Annotated in this window: 23 protein-coding genes and 1 pseudogene; 4 read left to right on the top strand and 20 right to left on the bottom strand. The window is 68.5% G+C overall.

Annotated features, from left to right (window positions below; genetic code table 11):
- Positions 1-2: 2 nt before the first annotated feature.
- The 8 genes from ACFYMC_RS13885 to ACFYMC_RS13850 form a co-directional block, all read right to left on the bottom strand.
- On the bottom strand, positions 3-527 hold the full coding sequence (locus ACFYMC_RS13885) for a DUF6879 family protein (RefSeq protein WP_388523588.1): 525 nt from the start codon (positions 525-527) through the stop codon (positions 3-5).
- A complete protein-coding gene (locus ACFYMC_RS13880) occupies positions 499-741 on the bottom strand; it encodes a hypothetical protein (RefSeq protein ID WP_355629820.1) in 243 nt (80 codons plus the stop codon). The genes ACFYMC_RS13885 and ACFYMC_RS13880 overlap by 29 nt, the downstream gene beginning before the upstream one ends.
- Positions 742-883: 142 nt before the next feature.
- On the bottom strand, positions 884-1,066 hold the full coding sequence (locus ACFYMC_RS13875; RefSeq protein WP_388523585.1) for a hypothetical protein: 183 nt from the start codon (positions 1,064-1,066) through the stop codon (positions 884-886).
- Positions 1,066-1,494, bottom strand: coding sequence for a hypothetical protein (locus ACFYMC_RS13870; RefSeq protein WP_388523582.1), 429 nt, complete (start codon positions 1,492-1,494; stop codon positions 1,066-1,068). Before ACFYMC_RS13870 ends, ACFYMC_RS13875 begins: the two co-directional genes overlap by 1 nt.
- Positions 1,495-2,098: 604 nt before the next feature.
- Positions 2,099-2,275 carry a hypothetical protein gene (locus tag ACFYMC_RS13865; protein WP_388523580.1) on the bottom strand — a complete coding sequence of 59 codons (177 nt, stop codon included), beginning with the start codon at positions 2,273-2,275 and terminating at the stop codon, positions 2,099-2,101.
- A gap of 15 nt (positions 2,276-2,290) precedes the next feature.
- The gene (locus ACFYMC_RS13860) at positions 2,291-3,463 is read right to left on the bottom strand and encodes a phage major capsid protein (protein WP_388523577.1); all 1,173 of its coding nucleotides are present in this window, start codon (positions 3,461-3,463) and stop codon (positions 2,291-2,293) included.
- A 126-nt stretch (positions 3,464-3,589) separates the two neighbouring features.
- Positions 3,590-4,102, bottom strand: coding sequence for a hypothetical protein (locus ACFYMC_RS13855; protein WP_388523574.1), 513 nt, complete (start codon positions 4,100-4,102; stop codon positions 3,590-3,592).
- A gap of 724 nt (positions 4,103-4,826) precedes the next feature.
- A complete protein-coding gene (locus ACFYMC_RS13850) occupies positions 4,827-6,524 on the bottom strand; it encodes a recombinase family protein (protein WP_388523571.1) in 1,698 nt (565 codons plus the stop codon).
- Positions 6,525-6,690: 166 nt separating this feature from the next.
- On the opposite strand from ACFYMC_RS13850, the pseudogene ACFYMC_RS13845 reads away from it, so the two are divergent.
- Positions 6,691-7,674, top strand: a pseudogene (locus ACFYMC_RS13845) (low temperature requirement protein A); the annotation flags it as partial.
- A gap of 143 nt (positions 7,675-7,817) precedes the next feature.
- Positions 7,818-9,119: a cytochrome P450 gene (locus ACFYMC_RS13840; protein ID WP_388523567.1), complete on the top strand. Its 1,302-nt coding sequence runs from the start codon at positions 7,818-7,820 to the stop codon at positions 9,117-9,119.
- 213 nt (positions 9,120-9,332) lie between these two features.
- On the opposite strand, the gene ACFYMC_RS13835 is transcribed toward ACFYMC_RS13840, so the two are convergent.
- Together ACFYMC_RS13835 and ACFYMC_RS13830 are read right to left on the bottom strand one after the other, a co-directional pair.
- Positions 9,333-9,833 (bottom strand): DUF5949 family protein, encoded by a 501-nt coding sequence (locus ACFYMC_RS13835; RefSeq protein ID WP_388523564.1) that lies wholly within the window; start codon positions 9,831-9,833, stop codon positions 9,333-9,335.
- A gap of 58 nt (positions 9,834-9,891) precedes the next feature.
- Complete coding sequence (locus tag ACFYMC_RS13830; RefSeq protein WP_388523561.1) at positions 9,892-10,461, bottom strand: DUF4352 domain-containing protein; 570 nt, start codon at positions 10,459-10,461, stop codon at positions 9,892-9,894.
- Positions 10,462-10,637: 176 nt separating this feature from the next.
- Between ACFYMC_RS13830 and ACFYMC_RS13825 the strand changes: the two genes are divergently transcribed.
- A complete protein-coding gene (locus ACFYMC_RS13825) occupies positions 10,638-11,057 on the top strand; it encodes a DUF6299 family protein (RefSeq protein WP_388523558.1) in 420 nt (139 codons plus the stop codon).
- Between the two features lie 32 nt (positions 11,058-11,089).
- Here the strand turns inward: ACFYMC_RS13825 and ACFYMC_RS13820 are convergent, their stop codons facing one another.
- The 4 genes from ACFYMC_RS13820 to ACFYMC_RS13805 form a co-directional block, all read right to left on the bottom strand.
- On the bottom strand, positions 11,090-11,251 hold the full coding sequence (locus ACFYMC_RS13820; RefSeq protein WP_388523555.1) for a hypothetical protein: 162 nt from the start codon (positions 11,249-11,251) through the stop codon (positions 11,090-11,092).
- Positions 11,252-11,376: 125 nt separating this feature from the next.
- On the bottom strand, positions 11,377-13,476 hold the full coding sequence (locus ACFYMC_RS13815; protein WP_388523552.1) for a SpoIIE family protein phosphatase: 2,100 nt from the start codon (positions 13,474-13,476) through the stop codon (positions 11,377-11,379).
- Positions 13,477-13,775: 299 nt separating this feature from the next.
- Positions 13,776-15,038, bottom strand: a complete 1,263-nt coding sequence (locus ACFYMC_RS13810; RefSeq protein ID WP_388523549.1) for an NAD(P)-binding domain-containing protein — start codon at positions 15,036-15,038, stop codon at positions 13,776-13,778.
- Between the two features lie 64 nt (positions 15,039-15,102).
- Entirely contained in the window at positions 15,103-16,470 is a 1,368-nt protein-coding gene (locus ACFYMC_RS13805) for an ATP-grasp domain-containing protein (RefSeq protein ID WP_388523547.1), read from the bottom strand.
- A gap of 146 nt (positions 16,471-16,616) precedes the next feature.
- Between ACFYMC_RS13805 and ACFYMC_RS13800 the strand changes: the two genes are divergently transcribed.
- Complete coding sequence (locus tag ACFYMC_RS13800; RefSeq protein ID WP_388523543.1) at positions 16,617-18,029, top strand: glycoside hydrolase family 26 protein; 1,413 nt, start codon at positions 16,617-16,619, stop codon at positions 18,027-18,029.
- A 5-nt stretch (positions 18,030-18,034) separates the two neighbouring features.
- Here ACFYMC_RS13800 and ACFYMC_RS13795 read toward each other — a convergent pair whose 3' ends face one another.
- Genes ACFYMC_RS13795 through ACFYMC_RS13770 form a run of 6 tightly spaced genes read right to left on the bottom strand, consistent with a single transcriptional unit; the run spans position 18,035 to position 25,057 of the window.
- Positions 18,035-19,216, bottom strand: a complete 1,182-nt coding sequence (locus ACFYMC_RS13795; protein ID WP_388523540.1) for a GNAT family N-acetyltransferase — start codon at positions 19,214-19,216, stop codon at positions 18,035-18,037.
- Positions 19,213-19,992, bottom strand: coding sequence for a lipopolysaccharide biosynthesis protein (locus tag ACFYMC_RS13790; protein ID WP_388523537.1), 780 nt, complete (start codon positions 19,990-19,992; stop codon positions 19,213-19,215). The genes ACFYMC_RS13795 and ACFYMC_RS13790 overlap by 4 nt, the downstream gene beginning before the upstream one ends.
- 8 nt (positions 19,993-20,000) lie before the next feature.
- Positions 20,001-21,200: a glycosyltransferase gene (locus tag ACFYMC_RS13785; RefSeq protein WP_388523534.1), complete on the bottom strand. Its 1,200-nt coding sequence runs from the start codon at positions 21,198-21,200 to the stop codon at positions 20,001-20,003.
- Positions 21,200-21,982 (bottom strand): polysaccharide deacetylase family protein, encoded by a 783-nt coding sequence (locus tag ACFYMC_RS13780; RefSeq protein ID WP_388523531.1) that lies wholly within the window; start codon positions 21,980-21,982, stop codon positions 21,200-21,202. The genes ACFYMC_RS13785 and ACFYMC_RS13780 overlap by 1 nt, the downstream gene beginning before the upstream one ends.
- Positions 21,972-23,819, bottom strand: coding sequence for a murein biosynthesis integral membrane protein MurJ (murJ, locus tag ACFYMC_RS13775; RefSeq protein ID WP_388523528.1), 1,848 nt, complete (start codon positions 23,817-23,819; stop codon positions 21,972-21,974). Before murJ ends, ACFYMC_RS13780 begins: the two co-directional genes overlap by 11 nt.
- Positions 23,816-25,057, bottom strand: a complete 1,242-nt coding sequence (locus tag ACFYMC_RS13770) for an O-antigen ligase family protein (RefSeq protein ID WP_388523825.1) — start codon at positions 25,055-25,057, stop codon at positions 23,816-23,818. The genes murJ and ACFYMC_RS13770 overlap by 4 nt, the downstream gene beginning before the upstream one ends.
- Between the last annotated feature and the right edge of the window lie 61 nt (positions 25,058-25,118).

The following is a 25,118-nucleotide window of genomic DNA, read 5'->3' as shown; positions in this document are numbered from 1 at the left end:
CGTCAGACCTTGTATTCCTCGTGCGGTGTTGCCTTACTCCAGACGCTTTCGAAGGCTTCGGCGCAGAGCTTGGCAATCGAAGATTCGTCGGTTACCTCATCTCCCAGGTAAGCCCCCTCCCCGGAGAAATAGCCGAACCTCACCAACCGGCCGTCGAACAGCCAGAAGTCGTTTCCCGGCAGGGCGATTCCCGAAGCCTTCTTCCGGGGCAACCAACGAATCTGTTCGCCAGCGGCGATGTTGGTGAAGGTTCCGTCATAGAGATAGCGGGTGTACTCGCTGACGGGTTCCGACACGATCCGTGCTCTCCGGATTTCTACGCCGCGCCCTACCGTTTCCGAAACCATGTCCAGCCATGGGCGCCACCAGGAATCCCGATAATTCGGGTCCGGCCTCTTCCCTGCCTTCCATGCCTCGACACGTGGAGCTTCGTCCGGGTCGTCGTAGTGGTCGCGCATCTCAAGGTGCAATGCCGACTTCCGACACCCCGTCAGCAGCTCACCGAACGGTGGAGCGCTCCGCCACATCACATGCCTCCCGAATAGCGGCCACCATTCGCATGGGCAGCCGAACGACGCCTTCACCGTCAGGAATCGGCCCAGCCTTGAGACAGTCAGCGAGCGTTTCGCCGTCCGCATCCCAGCCCTGGAACAAGAGTTCCTGACGCTCTTCATCCACCCACACCGTCGGGCAGTTCGCCCCGTCGGTGTTGGGGTCTTTCGCGATGAACCGTAGTGCCATGACCGCCTCCGGCTAGCTTTGGGTTCTACATCGTTCTAGGACCTTCACTCTCCCGAGCGGACCCGTCAAGAGGGCCTGTCCGGCCACGACGAAAGCCCCCGCAGCGACCCCCGCGAGCGGAGGCCAACCACGGGGGCAGGGGTCAGAAGTGGCACGGGCAGACCATGCAGGCGAACAGGTCCATGGGCAGTGGGGCACGGCCCAGCTCCGCAGCGAAGAGACCCGCGAACGGCACCCACAGCGGATGCGTGGGCGGATCGGCCGCATCCCCCAATCGGCACGCCAGCGCGGAGAGTTGGGGACTCACGGGTTGCTGATTAAGCATCAGAAGTCCTCCGGATCAAGCTCGTCAAGCGCCTGTTGGGCAAGGCGCTGCATCTGTTCGAGCGGGCTTTCCGTGCTGCCGGAATCGGTACCGGCCTCAAGGTCGCGCATGGCGGAGTGCAGCGCGGTGAAGTACCTCAGCGCGGGATGGGCGACGGGGAGCCCGCTTGCGCCGATGACCATGAAGCCGTCAGCGGCTACTTGGCGGATCAGAGAGCCCCAGAGCGCCCGTACGTCATCGAACCGTTCCGGGGCGCTCTCAGGGGCGCTCAGCGCCGTCACGGTGGCAAGCCTGCCGTTCGATGCCATCGCCTTGCGAGCGCGTGACGCGGCAACCCGGCAACGGCTGTCGCAGTAGCGCTGTCTCGCGTCGGCGTTCTTGCCGAACGGCTTTCCGCACGGCTTGTGTTGGCAGGTGGTGACCTTCAAGAGGTCCCCTCCTTTCTGGGGTGTCGGGGAAAACGAACAACGCCGAAGGGTCTGTTCGTTACGTAGAGATTTCCCGTTCTGAGGACGGGATCGCTGAGCGGAAATCGGTCTGAACTTTCGCACTGCGTACGCCCCCTCAGCGGTTGTCAGTGTGGGGCACGCGCGCTCATTCGCGTGATGACTTCCCGTCAACGGAGCGGCAACGGTTACATTCGATGACCCAGCAATCCGAGCGCTCATCACGTCGCGCTTTCTCAGGCAACCGGTCCTTGAGTCTGTATCCGAATCGCTGACACAATCGGCAGCGAACCGCAATACGTTGCCTGTTATCTCCGCTGAGTACCGCGCGGCCATCGGGTCGCATCCACGCCGGACGCATCCACGATGACCACTCGCTCAACTCCTCTGCTGTGCCCGGAATCTCTCGCACCTTGAATGCGATCAGCGAGCGGCCGTCATTGAGTTTGTGGGCAGCCCCCCGCTTGCGCGCCCATTCCATTTCGATGAGATAGCCCCCTACGTCACTGGGGCACTGCACACACATACCGACCCCCAGGGGTACGCGGTCAATGCGCACCCCTGAGAGTATTTCCACGAACACGAGTCAGACTCGCTCGGCAAGCTCAGCGGAGAGAAGCCACTCAGCCTCGCTCTTCGGAACGTCGTACGCCTGGCCGTTCTCCAGGAGGTGAGACGGAATGCCGTCAGTGGTGGGTCCGTAACTCATGTAGCCGGTCATGCGGATGGTCACGGTCGGCTCAGTGGTGTTGAAGAAAGACATGATTGAGAACTCCTCTTAGGAGGTAACGGTGATCTTGCAAACGGCAGCGGCGTTCGGGACAGCGATAGCGGCGCGAGCGATAGCACGCACGGCAGTACCGTCCTTGAGGAATCCGAACTGATCAGAGATTTGGAATCCAGCATCCTTACGCCAGATGGCAAACACCTGGTCTGCCTCGTAGGTGAGAATGTCGGCATCCGGCATGAACGAGGAAAGCCATACCGGCACACCCAGAATCGAGCGCTGAACACCAGCGGTAGGCGAACCGGCCGACTCGCTCAGAAGAGGCTTCAGCGACCCGGACGCCTCACGAAGCGCCATCAGTCCAGCCCACGCGGTGGGGCTCATCACAATGGCCGTGGCCTTCGCATTCGCCGCTTCCAGCTTGCCGAATGCCGTGACGAACGGGTCAAGGTCCTTGAGCCCGCCCGCCACCGCGTGCATCTGGATTCCCACATTGTTCAAGATTCCGACGAATCCCTTACCGGTACCGGTGCCAATCAGCGCCTCACGGTCGAAGCCCAGTGCGACCGACCGCATGAGCGACTTGGCAACGGGATTCAGGAAGTTCGGCCCCCCGTCTTCCACAAGCTCGTTCGCCAGCATGTCAGCGGCGGCAAGCTTCTTCGGCGTGACCTTCAGCGGCTCAGCACCAAAACCACCGGTCGGCAGATCGTCAAGCTCACCCACGAAACCCGCCGTGAAGTCGGACCGGATCACCGGGAATGAATACGTCTCGGCGTTCGTCTGTACACGGCTCACACCGGACGCCATAACGACCGACTGAGGGGCCAGAAGGTCGACGAACTGAGCGGCCGTCTGCTCCGGGCTGAAAGCCTTACCCGTGCCGGTCGTGGTGATACCGCGCGACTCCGAAAGGGACCGGCTCAGAAGCTCACCGGCGCTAACACCCGGACCGGTGGGCTGACCGGGGAAAAGGCCCCGCGTGGTGCCCATCTGCTGAAGCGGAGAGTTCACACGCATTGCCATTTCCTCAGCGGCAGACGCAGCAATGTGACGCTTGGCCGTATCGTCGTGCTCCTTGATTTCGCTGAGTAGCTTTCCCTCCTCCTTCGTCTCGCTTGGCGTGAAGGAACGCTTACCCACTCGTTCCGCCAGTTCTCGCAGCTTGTTGGCAGCGGTCTCCCGCTTCTCTATGGCAACGCGGGCTATCTCGGCATGACTCAACGAAGGCACCTCACTAATCCTCTTGAAGGCAACAGAAAGGCCCGGACCTTCGAAAATTGGGGGTCCAGGCCGGCTGGGGGCTGAGATCGAATCTCGGAAAGCCCCTCCAAAGGGATTAGTAAGTGTCTACGCGGCCTTGCGTTCAGCGCGGTTCTTCGCTGCCCACTCGCGCTTGCGCTCCCGGTTACGTTCTGCTCGGCATTCGTCCGAGCACATCAGCGGCCAACGGCGCTTCTGCCCCTCCGGACGCTTCTGTTCATAGGTTTTACCGCACACTTCACATTCGCCCGTGAACACCTTCACACCATCCACCACACGGATAGAGCCGCCCTTCGTCTTCCACGACATGGGCCGTGCTTCACGGCGGCGAATGATAAGCCGGGATCGGAGCACGTCCGTACGAAGTGCGGGCCGGAACTCCCACAAGGGCCGGAACGGATCGGCTATCAGCCGGTAGCCGCCACGGGCAAACCCAGCACGTACGTCCACGGGGCCACTCTCCCCGGACATGACGCGGGCGGTGTCCCACTTCATGAACGCCCGGACAAGCTCGGGGTTCACGCGCTTAGTGAGTTCGTCAGGGGTGTCAACGAGTGCATCAATCTCGTTCTCAGTCACGTCAGTTGGGTTGTAGTACACGATGCGTCTCCAGTCTCAGTGCATGAAAAAGGCCCCGGTTCGTTGAAGCCGGGGCACGTACTTGATCAGTAGGTGACCCTTGGGGCAGTGCCTCACGCCAATCGGGCGCGGAGATCACAGCGCAAGGGGCGAAGGGCAAGAGTGACGAGTGACGTGATGACGTCACTTTCGGATTGCAGCTATAAAAGCTTTGGTTATGTTTCTATAGACGGAACAGAACTACTCATCATTTCGTCACTCGTCACCACCAAGGTCCGAGGAAGCGAGAGGGCCCGCGCTCTCTCGCTGCCGCTTCGCCCGGTACGCAGCGCGGTCTCGGCAACGCCGAGAGCAGTACCGGGCGGGCCGTCCTGCGCCGCTGTATTCGACCGTCAGGCCGCATTCCGGCCCCGCGCACGGCTCGCCCCTCAGGATCACCTCGGCTGCCCGCAAGGCCCGCGCTACGACCTGATGCAGTCTCAGCGTCCGGTCACCCCCTCTGGCTACGCCGTCCCATGCTGCGCCTTCGGCTTCCCGTAGTGCGCTGAGCAGTTCGGTGAATCTCGTCGTATTCATGCGTGGGTCTCCAGAGATATTCGACATAAGTAGGGCGCGTGATCAGTCAGATCCGTCGAATTTCGCCGCCTTTCTAGGGATGCTGGAGTGAAAGGGATTGTAGGGTGCAGCGAAAAGCCCCGCCGGTCGGATGTCACCAGCGGGGCCAGTTCGGGGCTTAGGTGGGCCACTAAGCGGTTTGCAAGGCCTCCTGCTCAAGGCGACGCCGCTCTATGAACCCCATGGCTGCGTCGATGTTTCGCGCGTCTTGCTTGTCTCGCCACTCGATGACTAGACGCTTTTCAATCGGAGTGCGATCCCCCTTCCCCTTCGGAGGCAATACTGTAACCCGTTTAACAGCTGCCTGAATTAGGGCGCGACGCTTTTCCACACCACCCCCATTCCAGAGAACCGCCAACGCTTCCGAACTCATCAGCGGGGTAAGGTCACCCACCTTTGCAAGATCGGCTACTTCTGCCTTGAGTCCGGCTATCTGCGCTGCCAGATCAGCGCGCAAGAGATCGTAGGTGGCTTCATCCATGCCACCTGTCGCGCCCAGGAAGAATTCCTTATTGAGCTTGAGTTCTCGTGATGCCGCCCGGTCGAGTGCGGCCAAGACTGCCTGCCTCCTTGCTTCCTTCGCTGGGTCCTCATATGACAGCCAGCGGCGGGCAATTGCATGGATGGTGGGCGAGTCCACCGGGAGGCTCAGAATGTGGTTCGTCCAAATCACCTCCATAGCGTCATCGACGCGGCCCCGCTTGGTGGCTACCCCAACACAGACCGAGACACCTTGATTGATGCGCGCAAGGCAACGATAATTTGCGCCCCCGTTCCCCATTGGCCCCTTGCAGTACGGGCATCGCAGTATCCCCGTCATGATGGTTGCCGCCTTACGCACCCCGCGCGTGCGATCTCCAATGGCGCTTCCCGGGCGAGAACGACCAGTGATGATTGCTTGGATCTTCTGCCATTCTGCAAAGGTGACTACGCCTTCACCGCATGCAATGGGGTGCCCATCGCTACCCATGAGCGGGCCGCCCCGATACCACTTTTCCAGCGGGGTGCCGAACTCATCAGTTGCCCTCTCTCGGTCTGGAATCAGACCGGCCCAGCTAGGAGAATGCGCGAGATGAATCACGGTCTGCGCCCGCCATTGCTTCCCCTTTCGTGTTGAGATCTTGCGCTGATTCAGATCGTTTGCGATCTCGGCAGGCGTGATTCCGTTCAAGAGGCGTTCGGCAATCAGCTTCCGTGCGTGTGTGTACTCCTTGGGGTTCTGGGTGAGTTTTCCCAACCCCTTCGGACTGTGAAGCCCGTACGGCGCTACACCGCCCGGCCAACGCCCCTCCGCCTTGTGTGCGTCACCGCCCGTCTTTGTGCGAAGGGCAATGTCCTTTGCCTCTTCACGGGCTCGCTCGGAGAGCCAGGCGAACATCATGCGGCCGCCCTGGGCGGAGTCGAGCCCCTCCGTGACACTGACGAGACGAGCCCCCCGCTTATCGAAGTCATCGAGCAATAGGCCAACCTGACCCATTCCGCGCCGCGAAAGCCGGTCGGTCTTCCAGACGTAGAAGGTCTTCGACAGCCCTTCGAGGAGTGCAGCTATGGCGCTATCGAATTGCTCGCGCCGGACGTGCGCCTTACTCGCGCTCCGTTGCTCAAACCAAACGTGGCGGATGGTCTTGCCCTGCGCAGCAGCGGTGCGGCACACGTCCCGTACGTGCGCCCTCAGCGTGGCCAGGTCATCCCGCTTCTTCGACCGCCTGATGTATGCCTCTGCCAAGTCGGCAGGCTTCCCAGTCGGCACGTCCCAAAGCCCAAGGGTTTTCAGTTCCTCGTCTTTGAAGCCCAGCGCCCGCAGGGTGGCCAAGTCGTCGCGTTCCATCTGATCCCGATCGCCGAAGGTGGCCGCTCCTTGGCCTGCCTAGAGTGCAAGGGATTCCAGTCAGCCCGCGCGGCCGGAGAGACGCTTTCGACGTCTTGTAGGGAGCGGACCGCCTGAACTCGCGTTTTCGCAGGTCAGGAACGGTGTTGCTCCGTTGGTCCACGGGTGGGCGTGGATGAACTTCACCTGGTTCGCCTCCGCTTACGACTGCGACGACGTGCCCTACCGCCTCGCGACCCTGGTCCAGATCGCCGGGGTGCAGGTCTTCGCGGCTGGCGTGCCCCGGGCATTCGAGGAGGACTGGACGATCGCGGTCATCGGCTACCTCCTGATGCGAGCCGCACTGACCGCGCAGTGGCTGCGGGCGGCCCGCGCAGAGACCGGCAGCGCTCGCCGGGCAGCCCTGACCTACGCAGCCGGGCTCGTGGCCTGCCAAACAGGCTGGGTGATCCTGCTCTTCGTCCCCGACGGCCTCAGGCAGTGGCTGTTCCTGTTGATGGTGGCAGCGGAGCTGTCGGTTCCGATGCTCGCCGAGCGCCACCACCCGACGCCATGGCATCCGCACCACATCGTGGAGCGCTACGGCCTGTTCACCATCATCGTGCTGGGCGAGACGATCGCGGCCGGCACGGTGGCGGTGCAGTCGGCAGTCGACGAGCACAGCGCCTGGGACGAGCTGCTGCCCCTGGCGGCCGGTGGGCTGTTGATCGTCTTCGCGGCCTGGTGGATCTACTTCGCGGTGCCAGCTCACCAGCGGCTGAACAGCAACCGTGAGGCCATCCCCTGGGGATACGGGCACTACGTCATCTTCGGCTCGGCGGCTGCGATCGGCGCGGGCATGGAGGTCGCCGTGGAGCACGCAGTCGGCAAGGCCGAGATCTCCCAGGTCACGGCGAACGCTTCGGTGACGATCCCAGTCGCCGTGTTTCTCCTGACGGTGTGGCTACTGCACGCGCGCTTCTTCAAGACCACTGTGGCCCAGCAGTTGGTACTGCCCCTCTCCTGCCTTGTGATCCTTCTGTGCACCTACGGGGGCGAGTGGGCGGTGCCGGCAACCGGACTGGTACTGGCTGCGAGCGTCGCCATCGGGCTGGCCCTCTCGGCGCGGCCGAGCGCGAACGACCCGAGCAGCCCGGCGCTGTCAATCTGAGCGACCACCGAGGCCTCCTTCGGAGGAATCGGATGCCTGCATCGACCGCCCGGGCCGTGTTGCCCGTTCTGCAGCTTGAAGGTGGCGGCCCTCCTGCGGCAGAGCAGCGAGGCTGCCCCCTCGCGATCGAGGAGGGCACTGCGATGACAGTTCCGGCACGGTCAGGGGCGGTCGGTCGGACCGCTGGCGCCTCTGGTACTGCCCCCACAGGCGTCGAGGACCTTGCCGATCCGGCCTTCTGGAGGCAGCCACCAGCCGATCGGCTCGCTGCCTTCGCCCGGCTTCGAGAGCTGGCGGACCCGGTGTGGTTCACCGAACGTCCGGCTTCTCGACGCAAGCCAGCTCGCGGCTTCTACGCGCTGGTCAAACACGCGGACGTGGTGCTCGCCAGCCGGTCTCCCAAGGTGTTCGCGAGCTCCCCGGGGGTGACCACGCCGGAGCCGGCCCGCTGGGTGCGGACCCTGTTCGGTGATTCGATGGTCAACCTCGATGGCGCTGAGCACGCCCGACTCCGCAAGATCGTCTCGCGCGCTTTCACTCCCCGCCTTCTGGCCGAGGCCGAGCGGGACATCGACCGGGTCGCGGCCCAAATCGTGGACGAATTGCTGGCCGATCGCCCCACGGACTTCGTCACCGCTGTCGCCACCCGGCTACCGCTGGAGATCATTTGCAACATGATGGGAGTTCCGGAGCGCTGTCGACCGGAGATCGTGGACCGGGTCAATCACGCCTCGGAGTACATCGGTGTCGATCGCGGGCTCAAGGCGCGCCTGCGCGTTCCGGGTAGGGGGCTGCGGGCCCTGGCCCGGATGCAGCGGATGGTCGCGGCCATCGGCCGGGCCCGTCGCCATTCACCCGGCGATGACCTGATCTCGGCACTGGTCCATGCAGACGTGGCGGGCCAGACCTTGGGTTCCCGCCAACTGGGCTCGTTCTTCTCCTTGTTGATGGTCGCCGGGGTGGAGACCACCCGCAATGCGATCGCCCACGGACTGTCACTGTTGACCGAGCACCCGGAACAGCGCGCACTGCTGGTGTCGGACTACGAAAGGCATGCGGACGGTGCGGTGGAGGAGATCGTGCGTCACTCCACCCCGATCATCCAGTTCCGCCGCACGGTCACGACCGAGTGCACCGTCGGCAGCCGCGTCCTATGCCCCGGCGACAAGGTGGTGCTCTTCTACGCTTCCGCCAACCGGGACGGGACGGTCTTCCGGGACCCTGATCGCTTTGACATCACTCGAAGCCCGAATCCACACCTGGGATACGGAGGTGGTGGCCCGCACTTCTGCTTGGGCGCCCATCTGGCGCGGGTGGAGATGAAGGCACTGTTCCGGGAGTTGCTCACCCGTCAGGTGAATCTACGGGCGGTGGGCCTACCGGAGCTCGCCGGGTCGAACTTCGACAACCGAGTGCGCTCACTCCAGTTCGCCATCGGCCCCTGATGCTGTCCGGTCTTCGGCACGGCGGCGCGAGCCCGCGGTACCGTCCGACGCTCCGGTGGGCCCCATGGCCCGCGGGACTCCTCCTGGCTTCCAGGGGCTGGCGGCCCGCTCCTTTGCGGGGCTCCGACGTGCTCCCGCATAGGAGCGGGCCGGTGCCCACCGGGCAGGCTGGGAGCCCGGTGGACACCGACCCGCGGCGCCCCTGAGGTACTGCTACTTGCGCAACTTGGTGACCGGGAGGACCACATGTGCACAGGTGGTCAACACCGATTCGTCGCCCGCGAAGCCCTGGAGCATCTCAGCGGTGATCTCCCGACCCGGCTGGGCCTCGGGCCACGGGCGGGTCGCGAAGAGGAAGTAGACCTGCCCCTGCTCGTCGGCGGCCTCCAGCCACTCCGGCGGCGCCGTGCACTGGGCGTTCAAACCGGGCATGGTCAGTGCGGCCTGCCCTGCCTCGACCATGACCGTCACCGGGAACCCCGGCTTGCTGACGCCGTCGGTCACCTTGTCTCCGACGCTCAGCCCGCACCGGTCGAGGAGGGCGTGCGCGGCGGCCACCCCCGCCTCCGGGCCCTGCGCACCGTCACCCAACGGGTAGGCGAGGAGGTAGGGGATATCGTGGCCTTCTTCGGGATCGCCGATCCAGGCGAGCACGGAAAGGGTGCCCAGCGCAGCGGCGTTGAATCCGGTGGCTTCGGTCTGAGTCGAGGTCATGACCCGGCACCCTAGCCGTCTTTCAACCCCGTACCGCGTCTGCTTTCACCCGGGTGGGTTAAACGACCCAGACCCCACCACGCCCATTCGCCTGGCTGTTCGCATCTTGGTAGTGCAGGCGCGCAATGTGCACTGTCTTGGGAATTTCGAACACCACCCATCCCTCCGCCTTCTCACCCACCGCGAGAGCCTCGAAAACGAGCGGGCGGCCCGTGGTGAGTTCACCGCTGACCACGGACGGGTAGCGGTGGCCTTCGGCGTCCACCGCCCACATCCGCCCGACTGATCCGTACGAGGCGCCTCCCACGTTGACGAGTGCCAGGGCAGCCGCCACCCAACGGGTTCCATCCAGGGGCCGCCGGTCGGGCTCCACACTGACCGCCGGATCGACATAGGCATTGAGCGTGACCTGAAGGTGCCGGCCCACGTCACGCCCCCGGAAGCTCATGGTGTCACCGACCCGGCCGACCCCCTTGGCCGTGGGCCCGTCGGGAGCTGGTGGTTCGTGGTCGACGCCGGCGACTCCTGCCGCGCCGACGGGGTCGGCCACCGGAACTTCGGCGGCGCTCTGGCAGGCGGTGGCGCCGAGCAGGAGCAAGGGCAGCAGAGCGGTCGCGAGACGGCGCATGGAAGTCCCTCGGGGGCGTGGGGGTGGGCGCGGGCTTTCGCGGCCATCGTCACGCAGCGACGCACCCGAATGCATTCACCGACACGATCCGCAGGGCGGCCAGTTGCGGGCTCCGGATCAGCACAATTCGGTACGTCGGTTTCCGATCACTTACTCGTTCTTCCTCGGAGGCACTCGTGCGCACCCTCAAGACCGTGCTGGCCGCAGCCACCATGGCCGCCCTTTTCGCCGTACCGGCCCAGGCAGAATCCCGGACGTCTGAATTCTCCGTACAGGAATACGGCCACATCACCAAGGAAGACACCGTCACTCTTTCCGGGACGTACCGCTGCGTCAACACCTCACCCTCAGGGAGGATCTACCTCTCGCCGAGCCTGGCGCAGGACGGGTTCGCCAAGGGGGTCGGGGGGCGGGCTGCGAGGTGCGACGGCGCGGAGCACGAGTGGAGCGTCACCATCAACACGGCCGACACGCCCTTCCACGCTGGTGCGGCCGAGGTGAGGCCGCAGCTGACCAGCCTCGGCTCCGGCTTCCCGCCGGTGCGGCTGCTGGCCTCACCGGCACCGGTCCCGGTCCAGTTGGTCGACCACCGCTGAGCGAGGGGCGCCATGGGCTCAACCGCGTGCGGTCACCTGCCGCACGCGGGGCCCACACCCGTCATCGACATGAAGGCCACCGACTGACAACCCGGGCCCTCCGGTGCCTCACCCGCCGCGCGGACGGCCAGGGTCGGGATGCCGGAGATCATTACGAGCGCCACCAGCAGCCCGGTGGCACGCGCTTTGGTCATCCACTGCATTCTGGGGTCCCTTCCATGAGGCGATGTTCACCCGCGGACCGGTGGGCCGCCACTCGGCGTGATGACCCAGGCGCGGGGTGCGAGCCCTTCGGTCGCCGCCGGCGGCTCGCGAGACGTCAGTGCCGTCCGGCGGGGACGGCGGGGACGCTGAACTCGCACCAGACGGCTTTGCCGTCCCCCCTCGGCTCCACTCCCCAGTGCGAGGCCACCGCGTCCACCAGCAGCAGCCCCCGTCCGGTCGTTGCGGCCTCACCCGGGGTGCGTCTGCGCGGCCAGACACTGGAGCGGTCCTTGACCCACAGCCGGACCCGCCGGACCGGCTCGGGCAGCACCTCCAGGGTGAGGACGGCTCCTCCGTCCGTGTGGAGCAGCGCATTGACGAGGAGCTCGCCCGCGGCCAGCTCCACGTCGTCGGCGAGCTCGGCCATCCCCCAGTCGCGCAGTGTCTGCCGGAGGGCGTAACGGGCCTCCGAGAGTCCTTCGGGGTCGGCCTGGTGCACGTACTGGTGGATCCGCGGTGCCCGGTGGGTGCCGGGGTCGGGGGCTCTGCGCAGGACGAGCATGGCCACGTCGTCTCCCGAGCCCCAGCGTTCCCAGAGCTGGTCGAGCAGGTGATCGGCGAGCGCGCCGGCTTCTTGCGGGCCGGTGCGTACGGCATGGGCGAGGGCCTCCATCCCGGCGGTGATGGCGATACCTGGCTCCTCGACGAGCCCGTCGGTGCACAGGACGAGCATCTCCCCGGGTACCAGATCCAGCTGGGTTTCCGGGAACTCCTCCTGTTCGAAGAGCGAGGCCAGGCCCAGCGGGAGCCCGCCGCGCAGGTTCGGCCAGCCGGTTCGGCCGTCGGTGTGTCGGATCAACGGCCCCAGGTGCCCCGCGCGTACCGCGCGCACTCCCCCGGTGCTGAGGTCCACCTGCGCGTAGATGCAGGTGGCGAAGCGTTCGGTGTCGAGTTCGGCGAGGAAGCGCGAGGAGCGGGCCAGCACCGTGGCGGGGGCGTGCCCTTCGCCGGCGAAGGCCCGGAGCGCGATCCGTAGCTGCCCCATGATCGCGGCGGCGTGGGTGTCATGGCCCTGCACGTCGCCGACGACGATCCCTACCCGTCCCCTGGGGAGCGAGATCACGTCGTACCAGTCTCCGCCGACCTCGCGCCCGCTCCACGCGGAGTGGTAGCGCACCGCGATCTCGCCGCCGGTGATCTCGGGAATCCGGCGGGGCAACATGGCGGCCTGGAGTCCGGTGGCGAATTCGCGCTCCTGGTCGAACAGCAGCGCACGCTGGAGCGACTGCGCGACGATGCCGGCCAGGCCCAGGCAGAGGTTGCGCTCTTCAGGGCTGAACTCGGTGCGGGTGCGGTAGAAGAGCACCAGCCCGCCGATGGCCTTGGCCTGGGCGATCAACGGAAGATAGGCGGCGGCGTCGAAGCGGATGCGGCGCAGATAGGGCCCCAGCAGGGGAAACTCGTCGGCGAGTGCGGCGAGCGAGGTGGCGAACCGGGCCTTGCGGGTCAGAACGGCCTGGGAAAGTGGCAGCGAACCGTCCAGTCGAGTGAACCGGCGCTCTTCGAGGATCTCCAAGGACTCCCCGCTCAGCGCGATGATCTTCAGCGCGCCGTTCTCCACGAGCCCGAGGGCGAGCCCCTCCGCGCCGAGCCGTTCCAACGCCCCCACACCAGTGAGGACCGCGGTCACGTCGTCCACGGTCACGGCCCGTGACAGCGCCTCGGTGGTGCGCTGGACGATGGTGGCCTGCTTCTGCCGGGCCGCTTCGAGTTTGCGCAGGATCATCGACTGCGCCATCTCGGCGGTGGCGTCACGGACGATGCCCACGATGCGTAGGGCACGGCCCTGGTCATCGCGAAGGATCTTGCCCTGGGTATGGGTCCACTGCTCGCTGCCGTCCCGCCGGTTGAGGGTGAAGTAGGAGCCGTAGGAGCTCTCTCCGCTCTCGACGGCCGCCTGCACGGCGGTGTCGAGACGGATGCCGTCCTCGGGGCGCACTCGGATGCCCAGGCCTTCCGGGGTGCCGCTGAACTCCTCCGGCGTGAGGTCGAAGACCGCGAGGCCGGGGGCGTCGAGGTTGAAGGTGCCGGCCTGGAGGTCCCAGTCGAAACTCCCCATCCTGTTCAGCGCGAGCCGCTCCCGGGCGCTGCGCACGGGGCCGTGCGCGTCCTCCAGCGCCGGCTCGGGCACTTCTCCCGGCTCGGGTTCCGACATACGACACCGCCTAAGGGCCGGGCCAGCACGGCTGGGAGACCAGTCGCTCCCACTCCTCATCAGGATGGCCGGGCAACGTCCGCCCGGCCTCTCGCCAGCGCCTGAGGAGGGACTGGTAGATGGGCACCTGTTCGTCCTGGGCCCCCGTGCCGGGTGCCCGCGCAGACGCTGCCGTGAACGGGGGTGGAGCCACTGGCGCCGGTTGCTCCACGCGGCTGGCGGGGATGCGTACCCAACCACGCCCCTGGGCCTGCTCTGACCGTTCGCTCACGACAGCCGCCCTCACCGTCAGTTCTCCTTCACGGCATGAAGGACTCTAGATACTCGGGACGGGTTTGCGGGGCCACCGCGCCGGTGCGCCGGGCACCCCGGCGCCCCAGGTGTTTCCGTACCCCACGAACCAGGCTACGCGCGGCGAAGTCCGCCCCGTGCACAAAGCGCATGGACGGCCCGAAGGACGGCGCGGCCAACAGCCCGGCGAAGAAGAGACCGGGATGGGAGGATTCGAAGCCACCGTTGAGCTCCGGGGTGTGTCCTGCGGCGACCCGTCGCAGCGAGTCCCGCAGCCCGCCGTCCAGCAGTCGCAGCCGCCCCAGGTCAGGTACGAAGCCGGTGGCGGCGATGACGTGCCCGGTTTCCAGGACGTGGTCCGGTCCGTCGGCGGAGTGCAGTTCCAGTCGGACCCGCTTCCCGAAGGCCGCTGCCCGCAGCCGTCGGCCGAGCAGTACGGGCACCTGCCCTTCGAAGCGTTCCCGCAGCCACCAGGCACCAGCCGGCCCGAGGGCGCGCTCGGCGATGCGGTTGCGCAGCTCGGCCGGCAGTCGGCGCACGGCCCAGGGTGTCCGGGCGTACGCCCAGTTGCGCCAGCCGGTGCCGAGACCGCTGTGCGGGTCGCGTAGGGCCCGCAGTGGGGAGCGGGCCAGCGGCTTGACGGGCGTGTTCCAGCGCAGCTGACCGGCGCGGGCCACCAGGCGGGGGCGCGCCCCGTTCTCGGCCAGGAGCACGGCGGTCTCCATGGCGGCCTGCCCGCCGCCGAGGACCGTCACGTCCTGGCCCTGGAAGCGGCCGAGGTCGTGGTGGCCGGTGGAATGGGAGTAGTGCTCGTCGGGCAGCTCCAGCAGGGCCCGTGGGTAGCGCGCGAAGGGCAGCACGCCCACAGCGACTGCTACCGCGCGGGCCACCAGCGTTCCACCGTCCCCAGTTGTGATCTTGAAGGCGGCCCCGTAGGGCACGACGGAGGTGACGGTGCGCTCCTCCAGCGCGGGGACTGCCTGGCCGGCGAACCAGAGCCCGTATGAGCTGAAGACCTCGATGGGCAGTGGATTGCCGTGGCTGGCCGTCATCGCCCGGGTGGCGCAGTAGTCGCCGAGGGTGCGACCAGCCAGCGGGGTGGACAGGTTGGATGCCCAGGGCTCCGACTTGAGGAACATGCCCTGGGGCATGTGGTCACGCCAGGTGGCCATGGGGCGCCCCAGCACTTTGACGTCAAGTCCCGCGGTGGCCGCGTGCGCGGCGACGGAGAGTCCGTAGGGACCCGCTCCGATCACTACCAGGTCGTGCATGAGGCGCCTCACCTCTTGTTTCTCGGGTAGCCGCAACGCTGCGGCCACGCCGGTCGTCACACGTTCATCGAGCGGCAGGGGTGGCCCTCTCGGACTGGTCCTGCCCGTCGCCGACCGCTCCCACGGACGGGGCACCGCCGCGCTGCCGGGGTGCCCGTACGGCTGGCCGGCTGCCACGGCTGGGGCCGGTGCTCATCGCACCGAGGATCCGTTGGGCTCCTTTGTGCGCCCCGCGCCCCAGGAAGGCAGAAACCATACTCAGGAACGGAAGCGCGTCATCCGCGGAGAACCACGCGGTCTCGGGTCGTGAGGTTCTCCATGACGGTCGGTCATCACTCAATCGTGTGAGGCCGGTACGTCCCGTGGAGGCCAGCGCCGCGAGCAGCGCGTAGTTCTCCGCGACGAAGACGCGGCCCGGGCCGCCGGCTTGGGCCGGCACCGGCTGCCCCGTCAGATCGAGGTACAGCGCGCGGACCACGTCCAGCCCGTGCACGTCGGTGAACAGCCGGAACTGGGCCCCGGGGCGAGGGTTGAAGTCGAGCAAGCGGTAGACGCCGCCGTTCGCCTCGTCCCGTCGGAAGTCCAGGTCCAGGATCCCCCGGTAGCCCAGGTGGCCGGCCAGCCGTTCGCCGGCCGCCTGCACCTGTGGATCGGGTTGCCAGCGACCGACGGCGGTCAGTCCGGCTCCCAGCGGCCAGGACAGTGCCTTGCGGCCGGAGCCGGTGAGCAGGGGGCGCCCCCCTGCACCGAAACATCCGTGGAAGAAGCGGTCAGTGTCTTGGTCGCCCGGTACGAACCGTTGCAACAGGAGCCGACTGCCCGCCTCCGAGCTGCGTGCGTAGAGCGCCCGGGCTTCGGCGGACGTACGGACCACGGTGGTGCTGCGCAGTCCGACCCCAGCGGGCAGAAGCCAGGGCCGGCTCCACTTCGCCACAACCGGCAGGCCGAGCCGACGGGTCGCGGAGGCGGCCTCCTCAACGCTGGAGGGGACGACGGTCTCCGGGTGAGGGATGCCCCATTGTTCGCAGAGCAAGGCGAGCGTGGCCTTGTCGGCGACCTTGGCGGGCAGGTCGTCCTCCTGTGGGGGGCAGATGAACCGGCCGGACAGCCGGGGCGCCAGCCTGGCCACGGTGATGGCGCTGAGGTCGTCCATGGCGATCAGCACCGCCGGACGGCCGATGCGTTCGTGAACGCGGTTCAGGGAGACGAGTAGCGCTTCGGGCGTGACCTCGCTGGTGGCCCTGCGGTGCACGGCTTGCAGGTAACGGGACTTGGCCACCGGTCCACCGCCGGCTTCCGCCCCGTCGAGCAACAGGTGCACTTCCACCCCCCAGCGGCCCAGTGACCGGACGGCACCGAGAGTGCCGTGGTGGAACGGATTCCGGTCGAGCCTGAGCAGAAGGACGGGCACTGCGGTGTCGAACGCTGCCATGAAACGGGTCTTTCACCTAGACGGGCCAAGGAGGTACAGCCGGTTAAAGCGAATGGCCTACCGGAGCGTCACTAGGCAGGCCATTAGTCGGACTTCATGCCTAACTGATGTGCATCCGTAAAGATCAGCACTGCCCAGGAGTCACCATGGTCGCCTTTCCCCGACGCATTCTGGCGGGCACCTGCATCGGCACGGTCACTGCCGGCCTGCTCGCCACAGGTGCCGCCCTCGCCGCCGCGGAGGGGGACCCCGCCCCCGGCCCGGGGGCGCTGCCGGTACTGACCTCGGACGTTCCGATGGGCGCCTACCTGCACTACGGACAGCAGGGAGTGGCCCGAATCCCACAACTGTCCCGCTGGCTCGGCGGGCGGGACATGCGCGTGGGCCACACCTACCTGCCGGGCGACTTGTGGGTGAACATCGAGGGCAGGTCCGGATTCATCGAATCCTGGGCACGCTGGCGGCAGGAACAGGAGGACCGGATCCTCGTCCTGAACGTGCCGATGCAAGAACGCAACGAGAACCGGGTGTCCGACGCCCAGGTGCGCCAACTGATCAGGGAAGGTGCACGGGGACGTTTCGACCAGCACTTCAAGAAGCTTGCGCAGAGGCTCGTGGACCTGGGTGTGCCGGACACGGTGATCGTGCTCGGCTGGGAGATGAACGGCCTCACCTACACCCACCGGTGCGGTCCGGACCCGGAGAACTGGAAGGCCTACTGGAAGCGGGTCGTGACCACGATGCGCTCCGTGCCCGGCCAGGAGTTCCGCTTCGACTTCACCGCGAACCGCGGGACGGATGCGATCGCCTGGACCCGCTGCTACCCCGGTGACGACTTCGTCGACATCATCGGACTGGATTCCTACGACCAGCCGCCGGGCACCACCTTCGACGACCAGGTCACCCAGCCCTACGGGCTCCAGCACCACGTGGACTTCGCGAAGGAGCACGGCAAGCCGATCTCCTTCCCGGAGTGGGGACTGTGGCGTCGGGGCGACAACCCGGAGTACATGCGCCGGATGCTCCAGTGGATCGATCGGCACGAGCCCGTCTACCACACCATCACCGACTACTGCCCGCACGGCGTGTGGCAGTGCGGGTCCAACCCCAGGTCCGCGCAGGTGTTCCGCGCGATGTTGTACGGCAAGCCGACCCCGAAGCCGACTCCGACCATCCCGCCGGTCCCCACCCCGACCATCCCGCCGATCCCCACCCCGACCATCCCGCCGATCCCGACTCCGACCATCCCGCCGGTCCCCACCCCGACCATTCCGCCCGTCCCCACGGTGCCGCCCCGGCCGACGCATACCCCGACCGCAACACCGAGCCCCACGACAACCGCCAGCCCCAGCCCCACCGTCGCACCCAGCCCCACCGCAACCGCCAGCCCCAGCCCCACCGAGCCGCCGGCGCCCACGCCGCCTCCGGCGCCGCCCGCCGAGCCGCCCAACTCGATGAGCTGGTGTGTGCCCCTCGGGCTCGGGGACTGGTTGGAGAACCTCATCGGACGGCGCGAGGTGTGCGTGCGCTTCAGCTGGGGCGACCGCTGGCCCTTCTAGGCCCGTCACGGACGCGCGCCCCCCGCCCGCCAGTTCTTCAGGCGAGCCCGCCAGTCGCGGGCGGTGGGCAGCGTCTCGCGGAGGGCGTCGGCCGCCCGTTCCCGTCCAGCGAGCTGCGATTCGTACAACCGCAGCATGGGGGCGAGCGTGCCGCGGGCCAGAAGGTACCGCTGGTTCACCTTGGTTTCCGGTCGCCAGTGGTTCTTGTACGGCTCGGTACCGCGCAGCAGGCTCAGAGCGGCCTGGCCTCCCTCCACCGCACGCCGGGCGTCGTGGCGTAGCAGCATCGTCGCCACGTCGACCTTGCGGCTGCGCAGTTCGGGATCAGCCCCGTACAGGTAGCCGCCGCTGATACCAGTGGACAACAGGGTCACGTTGGCGGCCACCACCCGCCCGTCGAGACGGAACTCGGTGAGGTTGGCCTCGCCCTTGCGGATCATCCGCCGCGTCGCCCGGGTCAGGTGCTCGGCGAACCGGGGACGCAGATGCTCCGGGGTGACCCCGCGCCCGCGCCACTGGAGTTCGTGCAAGCGCAACAAGTTGGCCACCGCACGCGGTACTTCCTCGGGCGCGATCTGGCGCTCCACGATGCCGAGCGCGTCAAGCTTTCGCGCTTTCGCCCGGGTGCGTTGGGCGTTCGAGGTGGGCATGCGGGTCAGCAACTGGTCGAAATCGAGCGCGGGCAGTTCCAGGCAGGCCGAGTCGGTCAGCTGACGCCGCTCTCCCGGCCATGCCTGGACCACCCGCTCGGCGGCTGCTCCCGGCCGCACCTCCCGCAGGTCGATCACCGTTGACCGGGCGGCCCGGTACAGCCCCCTGGCCAGAGCCGGAACCACGGCTGCGGCTTCCGCCGCGTCCACCAGCACGTCGAAGTAGTCCGTGATCGGCCCGCCCAGCGGTACCAACAGCGGTAGCGGACGGTGGACGAGCATCAGGGCGGCTGCGCCCACCAGGCGTTCGCCACGTCGGACCAGGACGAGCCGCAGCCTCCCCTCCCGGCCGTAACTGAGCCACCAGGAGTGCAGCCAGGCGTGGCTCTGGAAAGGGGTGGCCGCCGTGCTGCACCGCTGGAGCCGGTTCCACTGCGCCTCCAGGGCGGCGAACCCGCGCGGGTCCCGGCACAGGGTGACCGTGAGTGGTGCTGCGTCTGCCGCGACCCGAGGGCCCGGCGAGGTGCATACGGTCATCGCACCGGTTCCTTCGCTCCGGCGCCGACAACTCCCTGTCCGGTCGCGGACTTGACGGAGGACTGAGAAGCCGAGGCCTCACCGGAGTCCTGCGCGGGAACGGTGGTAATGGTGGTGGCTGCCAGTGGCGGACCCGAGCGGCGACCGCGGCGGGGGCGGGCCAGCAGCGCCAGGGCCCCCGACAGGCCACCCGCGCAGAGCCCGACGGCGCCACTGATGGGGGCCGAAGGGGAAGCGGCCTCCGTGGGGGCAACCGCCTGGGAGAACATCAGCAGCTGGACCCCGGTGTTGGCGGCCGACTGGTTGCTGGTCAAAGTGAGCGCGTCAGAGACCGCGTTCGCGATGTCGGCGGCGCCCTGGGGGCGCCCCGCCGTCCCGGTGATGGCAATCATCGGCGACTCCGGAGAGGTCTCCGCCCTTACCCGCGTGTGAAGTTGACGGGCCGATACCCCCGCTCTCGGGGCCGCGTAGTTGAGAGTGGCGGGGCCGGTGGCGATCCGCGCGTAGGCCTGGGCGAAGCCCAGTGCGGTGGCGGGCTGCGCGTTCTTCCCGGGAACGGCGACCACATAGCTCGTGGCCACGTACTCGGGCGCCTTGAGCAGCCCGTACCCCAAGCCGGCTGCCAGGCCCAGCGCCGCGCAGGCGGGCAGCGGCCACCAGGCCGGCGGGGGCAGCAGTCGGGCGCGGGCTCGGCGGACCCGGCGGCCTCCGGAGCGCTGAGGTCGGCCACTGGCGCCGGAAACTGCGGAGCGGCCGTTCTCGACGGACTCGGTCATGGGCGTACTCACTTCCTGGAAGAGGACGGACGGGTCGGAGCGGGGACGGACGCGAGGGCACGGGAGTAGACCCCGACGAGGGCTTCGGCGCTGCGGGCGATGTCGTAGTGGTTCACGACGGGCGGCGGGGGCAGTCGGCGGACCTCGTCCCCCCGGTGTTCGGCGAGGCGTGCGCTCAGAGCGCGCACGATCTCCTCCACCCCAGGGCCGATCCGCCTGGCACCGGGTGCCTGAGCGGGTGGCAGGTCGTCCACGGCGGGACAGGTGACGTGCAGTACGGGGAGGCCCGCGGCGAGGGCCTCGACCACGGCCAGACCGAAGGCCTCCTCCCGGGAAGGCGAGACGAACACGTCCATGGCCGCCAGCAGCGCCGGGATGCCGGAGGTCCGGCCATCGGGGCCGTCCCCGAGAGGATCTCGCTCGCCGAGCAGGTGCACCCGGTCCTCGGCACCGAGTTCGATGGCCAGGTCCTGAAGTGCGGCCCGCTCCGGCCCGTCGCCGACCAGCAACAGCCGGGCCTGCGGAAGCGCAGCCACCGCACGCACCAGCACGTCGAAGCGTTTGCCCACCACGAGCCGACCGACTCCGCCGACGACGAAGGCGTCCTGCGGAACCGCACTGCGGGCCCGGGCGACACGACGGGCCTGCGGGTCGAAGCGGAAGCGTGCGGCCTCGATGCCGTTGGGTACGACGTGGACTCGCGCCGGCGGAACCCCCCACCCGTGCAGCCGGGCGGCGACGGTGTCGGACACCGCGACGGTGGCGGCGCCGAGACGTTCGCTGGCCAGGTAGAGGCCGCGCACCCCGGTGGTCAGCGGCCGGCCCTCGATGCCGTCGTCGCCCAGCGAGTGCTCGGTGGCCACCGTGGCGCTGACGCCGGCCAGGCGGGCCGCCAACCGCCCGTAGACACAGGCCCGGTACAGGTGGGTGTGCACCAGGTCGTACCGGCCGCGCCGGATGAACCGCACCAGCCTGGGCAGGGCGCCCAGGTCCCGGTTGCCGGTCATGCCGAGGTGGACCACGCGCACCCCGTCGGCGCGTAGGCCTTCGGCGACCGGGCCGGGGTTGGTGAGGGTGAGCACCTCGCAGTGCAGCGGCAGGTGGCGCAGCAGCAGCCGCAGTTGCTGCTCGGCCCCGCCGACGCCGAGGCCGGTGATGATGTGCAGCGCTCTGAGTCGTTCGAGGGGGTTGGGGGCGGTGCCGGGCATCAGATCGCCCTGCGCAGCAGGTAGCGGGCCTGGTGACGGAGCCGTTTGACCCCCAGTCGGCCAGCGCCGTCGGCCTCGCTGATATGGGTGCGGGGCATGGCGTACGGGCCGCCGACGCGGCCCGGGTCGATGGCGCAGGCATAGGCGTACCCGGCCTCCCGGACGGCTCCCAGGACCCGGCGGTCCAAAGCTCCGTAGGGGTAGCAGAAGCCGGCCGGCGCCGCGCCGACGAGCTCGTGCAGGCGCCCGCGGCTGACCCGCGCCTCCTGCCCAAGGACGTGGTCGTCAACGGTGGTCAGGTCCCGATGGAGCAGCCCGTGGGAGCCGATCTCCATGCCGGCGGCGGCCACGGCACGGATGCCTTCGGCGGTCAGCAGGGACTTGCGCGGCCCCAACGGGTCCCACTCGTTGCCCCCACCGAGGCGGCCGGGGAGCACGAAGACGGTGGCGGTGCACTCGTAGCGGCGCAACAGGGGCAGCGCGTGCGCGGTGAAGTCGGTGTACCCGTCGTCGAAGGTGAGACCCACCAGTCCGCGGCCACGGCCCGCGGCCCGGGCCCTGCGCAGCTGCGACACCGATACGCCGTGCAACCCCTTGGCGCGCAGCCACAGCAGGTGCCGCTCCAGGGTTCTGGGGGTGACGGTGATGCCGTACGGATCCTCCGTCGCCTCGGTGAACTCGGTGACCGAGTGGTACATCAGCACCCACGGCGTCCTGGGTCGGGGGGTACGGCGGGCGGCCGGCGCACAGGGTGCGCTCGGGGAGGCGGTGTCAGCGGACATTCCGGAACCTCTGGGTGAGCAGGGTGGACAGGGCGGTGACTTCGGTGGCCCGCAGGGCGAGCCCAGCAGCCAGGAACATGGCGGGCACCAGGAAGCAGCCGAGCACGGCGCTCAGCAGCGGATGCGGGATCAGTGGGGCGGCGAGCCATCCGGTACCGCCGGCTGCGACGGCGGCACCCGCCAGCCGGAGCAGGCTGAGGGCGACCCGACGGACGCGGATGGCGATGATCTGCGAGCCGAGGCCACGAAGGAGCAGGGCCGCGGTGACGGTGATGCCGGCCGCGTTGGCCGCGGCGATCCCGTAGGTTCCCCACAGCCCTACGAAGACGACCCCGGCCGCGACGTTGACCAGCAGCCCGGCTCCCATCGCGGCGGCCGGGAACCAGGTGGGCCGGGCTGCCGAGAAGAAGGGCCTGCCGAGTGCCCCGACCAGGCAGTGGCCGAGCAGCCCGAGCGCGTACACCCGCATGACGGAGGCAGTGGCCCGAGTGTCCTCCGGTCCGAAGGCACCGCGCTGGAAGAGGACTTCGATGATCTGGGGGGCGTAGGCGACGACCATGGCGGTCCCCATCAGCACGCAGAGCCCGGCCAGGGCGAGGTCCCGTTCCACTCGCCGGCGAGCCTGCTCCCGTTCGCCGCCCGCCATGGCCTGAGCAACCACGGGAAAGGTGACGGTACAGATCATCAGGGACAGCACCATCGGCATCTGGGCCACTTTTTGCGCGTAGTTGAGGTGTGAGATGGCCCCGGCCGGCAGCGAAGCCGCGAGGAACCGCTCAACGAGCACCTGGGACTGACGGAAGACTGCGAAGAAGATGACGGGTGCGAGCATCCCGAACGCCAACAGGGTGGGGCGGTCCCGTTCGCGTTCGCTGCGGGCGACCGGGCCGCGCCGGACCCGACGCAGACCCACCCGGCGGGCGAACGAGGGGAGTTGCACGGCCACCATCAGCGCGCCACCCACCGCGACCCCGGCCGCAGCCGCCCGCACCCCCCACACCGAGTGCAGGAGCAGCATCGTGGTGATGATCCCCACGTTGTACGCCACGTAGATCGCTGCCGGGGGCAGGAAGGTGCGGTGGGCGCGCAGGGCAGCGCTGAAGAACCCGGCGATGCCGAAGCTGAGGACGGTCAGTGCGGTGAGCCGGGTGCAGTCCACGGCTAGGGCGGGATCGGACAGGCCGGGTGCGAGGACTGCGACCACCAGCGGCGCGGCGAGGACGAGGAGGGCGGCGACGGCGACGAGGGCGAGGAACAGCCTGGGCAGGGTGGCGCCGACGAGCAACCGCACCGGGTCCTGGGCGCGGGCCTCCGTCCGCGACAGTCCGCTGCGGGCCGCGGCACGCCGGGTCAGCGCGTGGGAGAAGGCGGGGACCATCAACAGTGCCATGGCGTCTTCGATGAGCAGCGTGGACGCCATCTCAGGCAGTGTCCAGGCGATCAAGAAGGCGTCGCTGTCCGGTCCCGCTCCGAAGAGGTGCGCGATGGTCTGGTCCCGGATGAGCCCGAGTGCGGCACCGGCCGCGGTCAGACCGGCGGTGACGGCTGCGGCCTTGGCCAGGAACCGTCCCAGCGGCGGCGGACTGCTCGGCTCCCCGACGCCTGCCTGCGTCGGCTGCGGGGCGTATCTCGCCTCGGCGCCGGGCGGCGGCTTCCGTACGGCGCAGGCGGTCGCGGCGCCGCGGGCGGCGGGGTGGCCCTGCACCCTGGGTGCGGCTGCCGGTGGCGGACCGGGGGGTGGCGGCCGGTCGCCTTCGGTGAGGGGCGCGGCCGGAACCGGGCTCGGTGCGGACGGGGACGGCCCGGTGCCTCCGGGCGCGTTCCGCTCTTCGCTCACCGGGTGGTCCCGGTGGGCGCGGTCAGCGCCCACCACGCGGCGAGTCCGATGACCACTCCGGTCAGGACCGTGGAGGGGCCGCCGATGTCGGCGTACAGGAAGTCGGTGGTCTGCCAGACCAGGAGGCCGACGGCGATCAGCCCGCAGTCCCGGGCTGGCCCACCGGCCGGATCCGGCCGCAGGATCCTCCGCACGCCCGCGAAGAGGATCACGGCCCAGCCGCCGGCGAGGGCGGTGATGCCGATGAGTCCCTGCTCGCTGAGGATCAGCAGGTACATGTTGTGGGGGGAGAGCAGCGGTTGGCGCAGGTAGGCCTGGCCCGCGCCGGCGGTGTCGCTGCCGGAGGAGAGCCCCAGCGAGGCGTGCCCGTCGCGGTGGGCGGGGAAGCCCTTGAGGCCGACCCCGGTCGCGGGGCGCTCCTGCCACATCGAGGCGGCGGCGGCCCACATGGTGTAGCGGTCGGTGACCGACTGGTCGGGGGCGGAGCTGACCTCGGTGATGCTGCCCAGCCGCTCCACCATCATCTCGGAGCCGACACCGAAGCCTCCGACGAGTACGACCCCCGCGGCTGCCAGTACGGTCAGCGCCTTGACGGCCCGCCGTACTCCGGCCAGCAGCATCACGGTCAGTGCGGCGCCGGCGGTGGCGATCCAGGCCCCACGGCTGAAGGAAAGGGCCAGTGGTACGGCCAGCACCAGGGCGCAGCCCGCGGCTGCGGCGCGCCGCTTACGGGGGAGGTTGCTCTGCGGGGCGAGTGCGAAGGCGGTGGCGATGACCAGGCCGTAGGCCACGATGGTGGCCATGCCCATGACGTCACCGGGGCCGAAGGTGCCGACGGCGCGGACGTCGGCACCCTGATAGGAGGCACCGGTGCCGGTGGCGAACTGCCCTACTCCCACCGCTCCCTGCATCAGGGCAAGGACGAGGAAGCATCCGGCGGCCAGCCGGAACCCACTCGCGTCGCGCACCAGGAGCACCACCGCCGCGGGCACCAGGACGAACACCTGGAGGTAGCGCACGAAGCCGGGTAGCGCGGCCCCGGGGTCCCCCGCGGTGACGGTGGCGACGGCCAGGGCGACCACGGGCAGCCCGAACACCAGCGCGCCCGGCAGAGTCAGGGGCCGCACCCGTCCGCGCAGGGCCTGCACCGCGCAGCACGCGACCAGCAGCAGGGAAGCGGCGTCGGCGGGTCCGACCTTGCCGGACGTGGTCACGTCGCCGGCGGGGACGGGCACCATCAGCAGCAGGACCGTGCCGGCCAGCGGCAGCAGCGGCCAGTGACGACGCCATGCTTCGAGT

This window comes from Streptomyces sp. NPDC006879 (genome assembly GCF_042869595.1).
Taxonomy (GTDB): domain Bacteria; phylum Actinomycetota; class Actinomycetes; order Streptomycetales; family Streptomycetaceae; genus Streptomyces.
The sequence above is the reverse complement of the archived record's forward strand: the minus strand, read 5'-3'. Positions and strand labels throughout refer to the sequence as shown.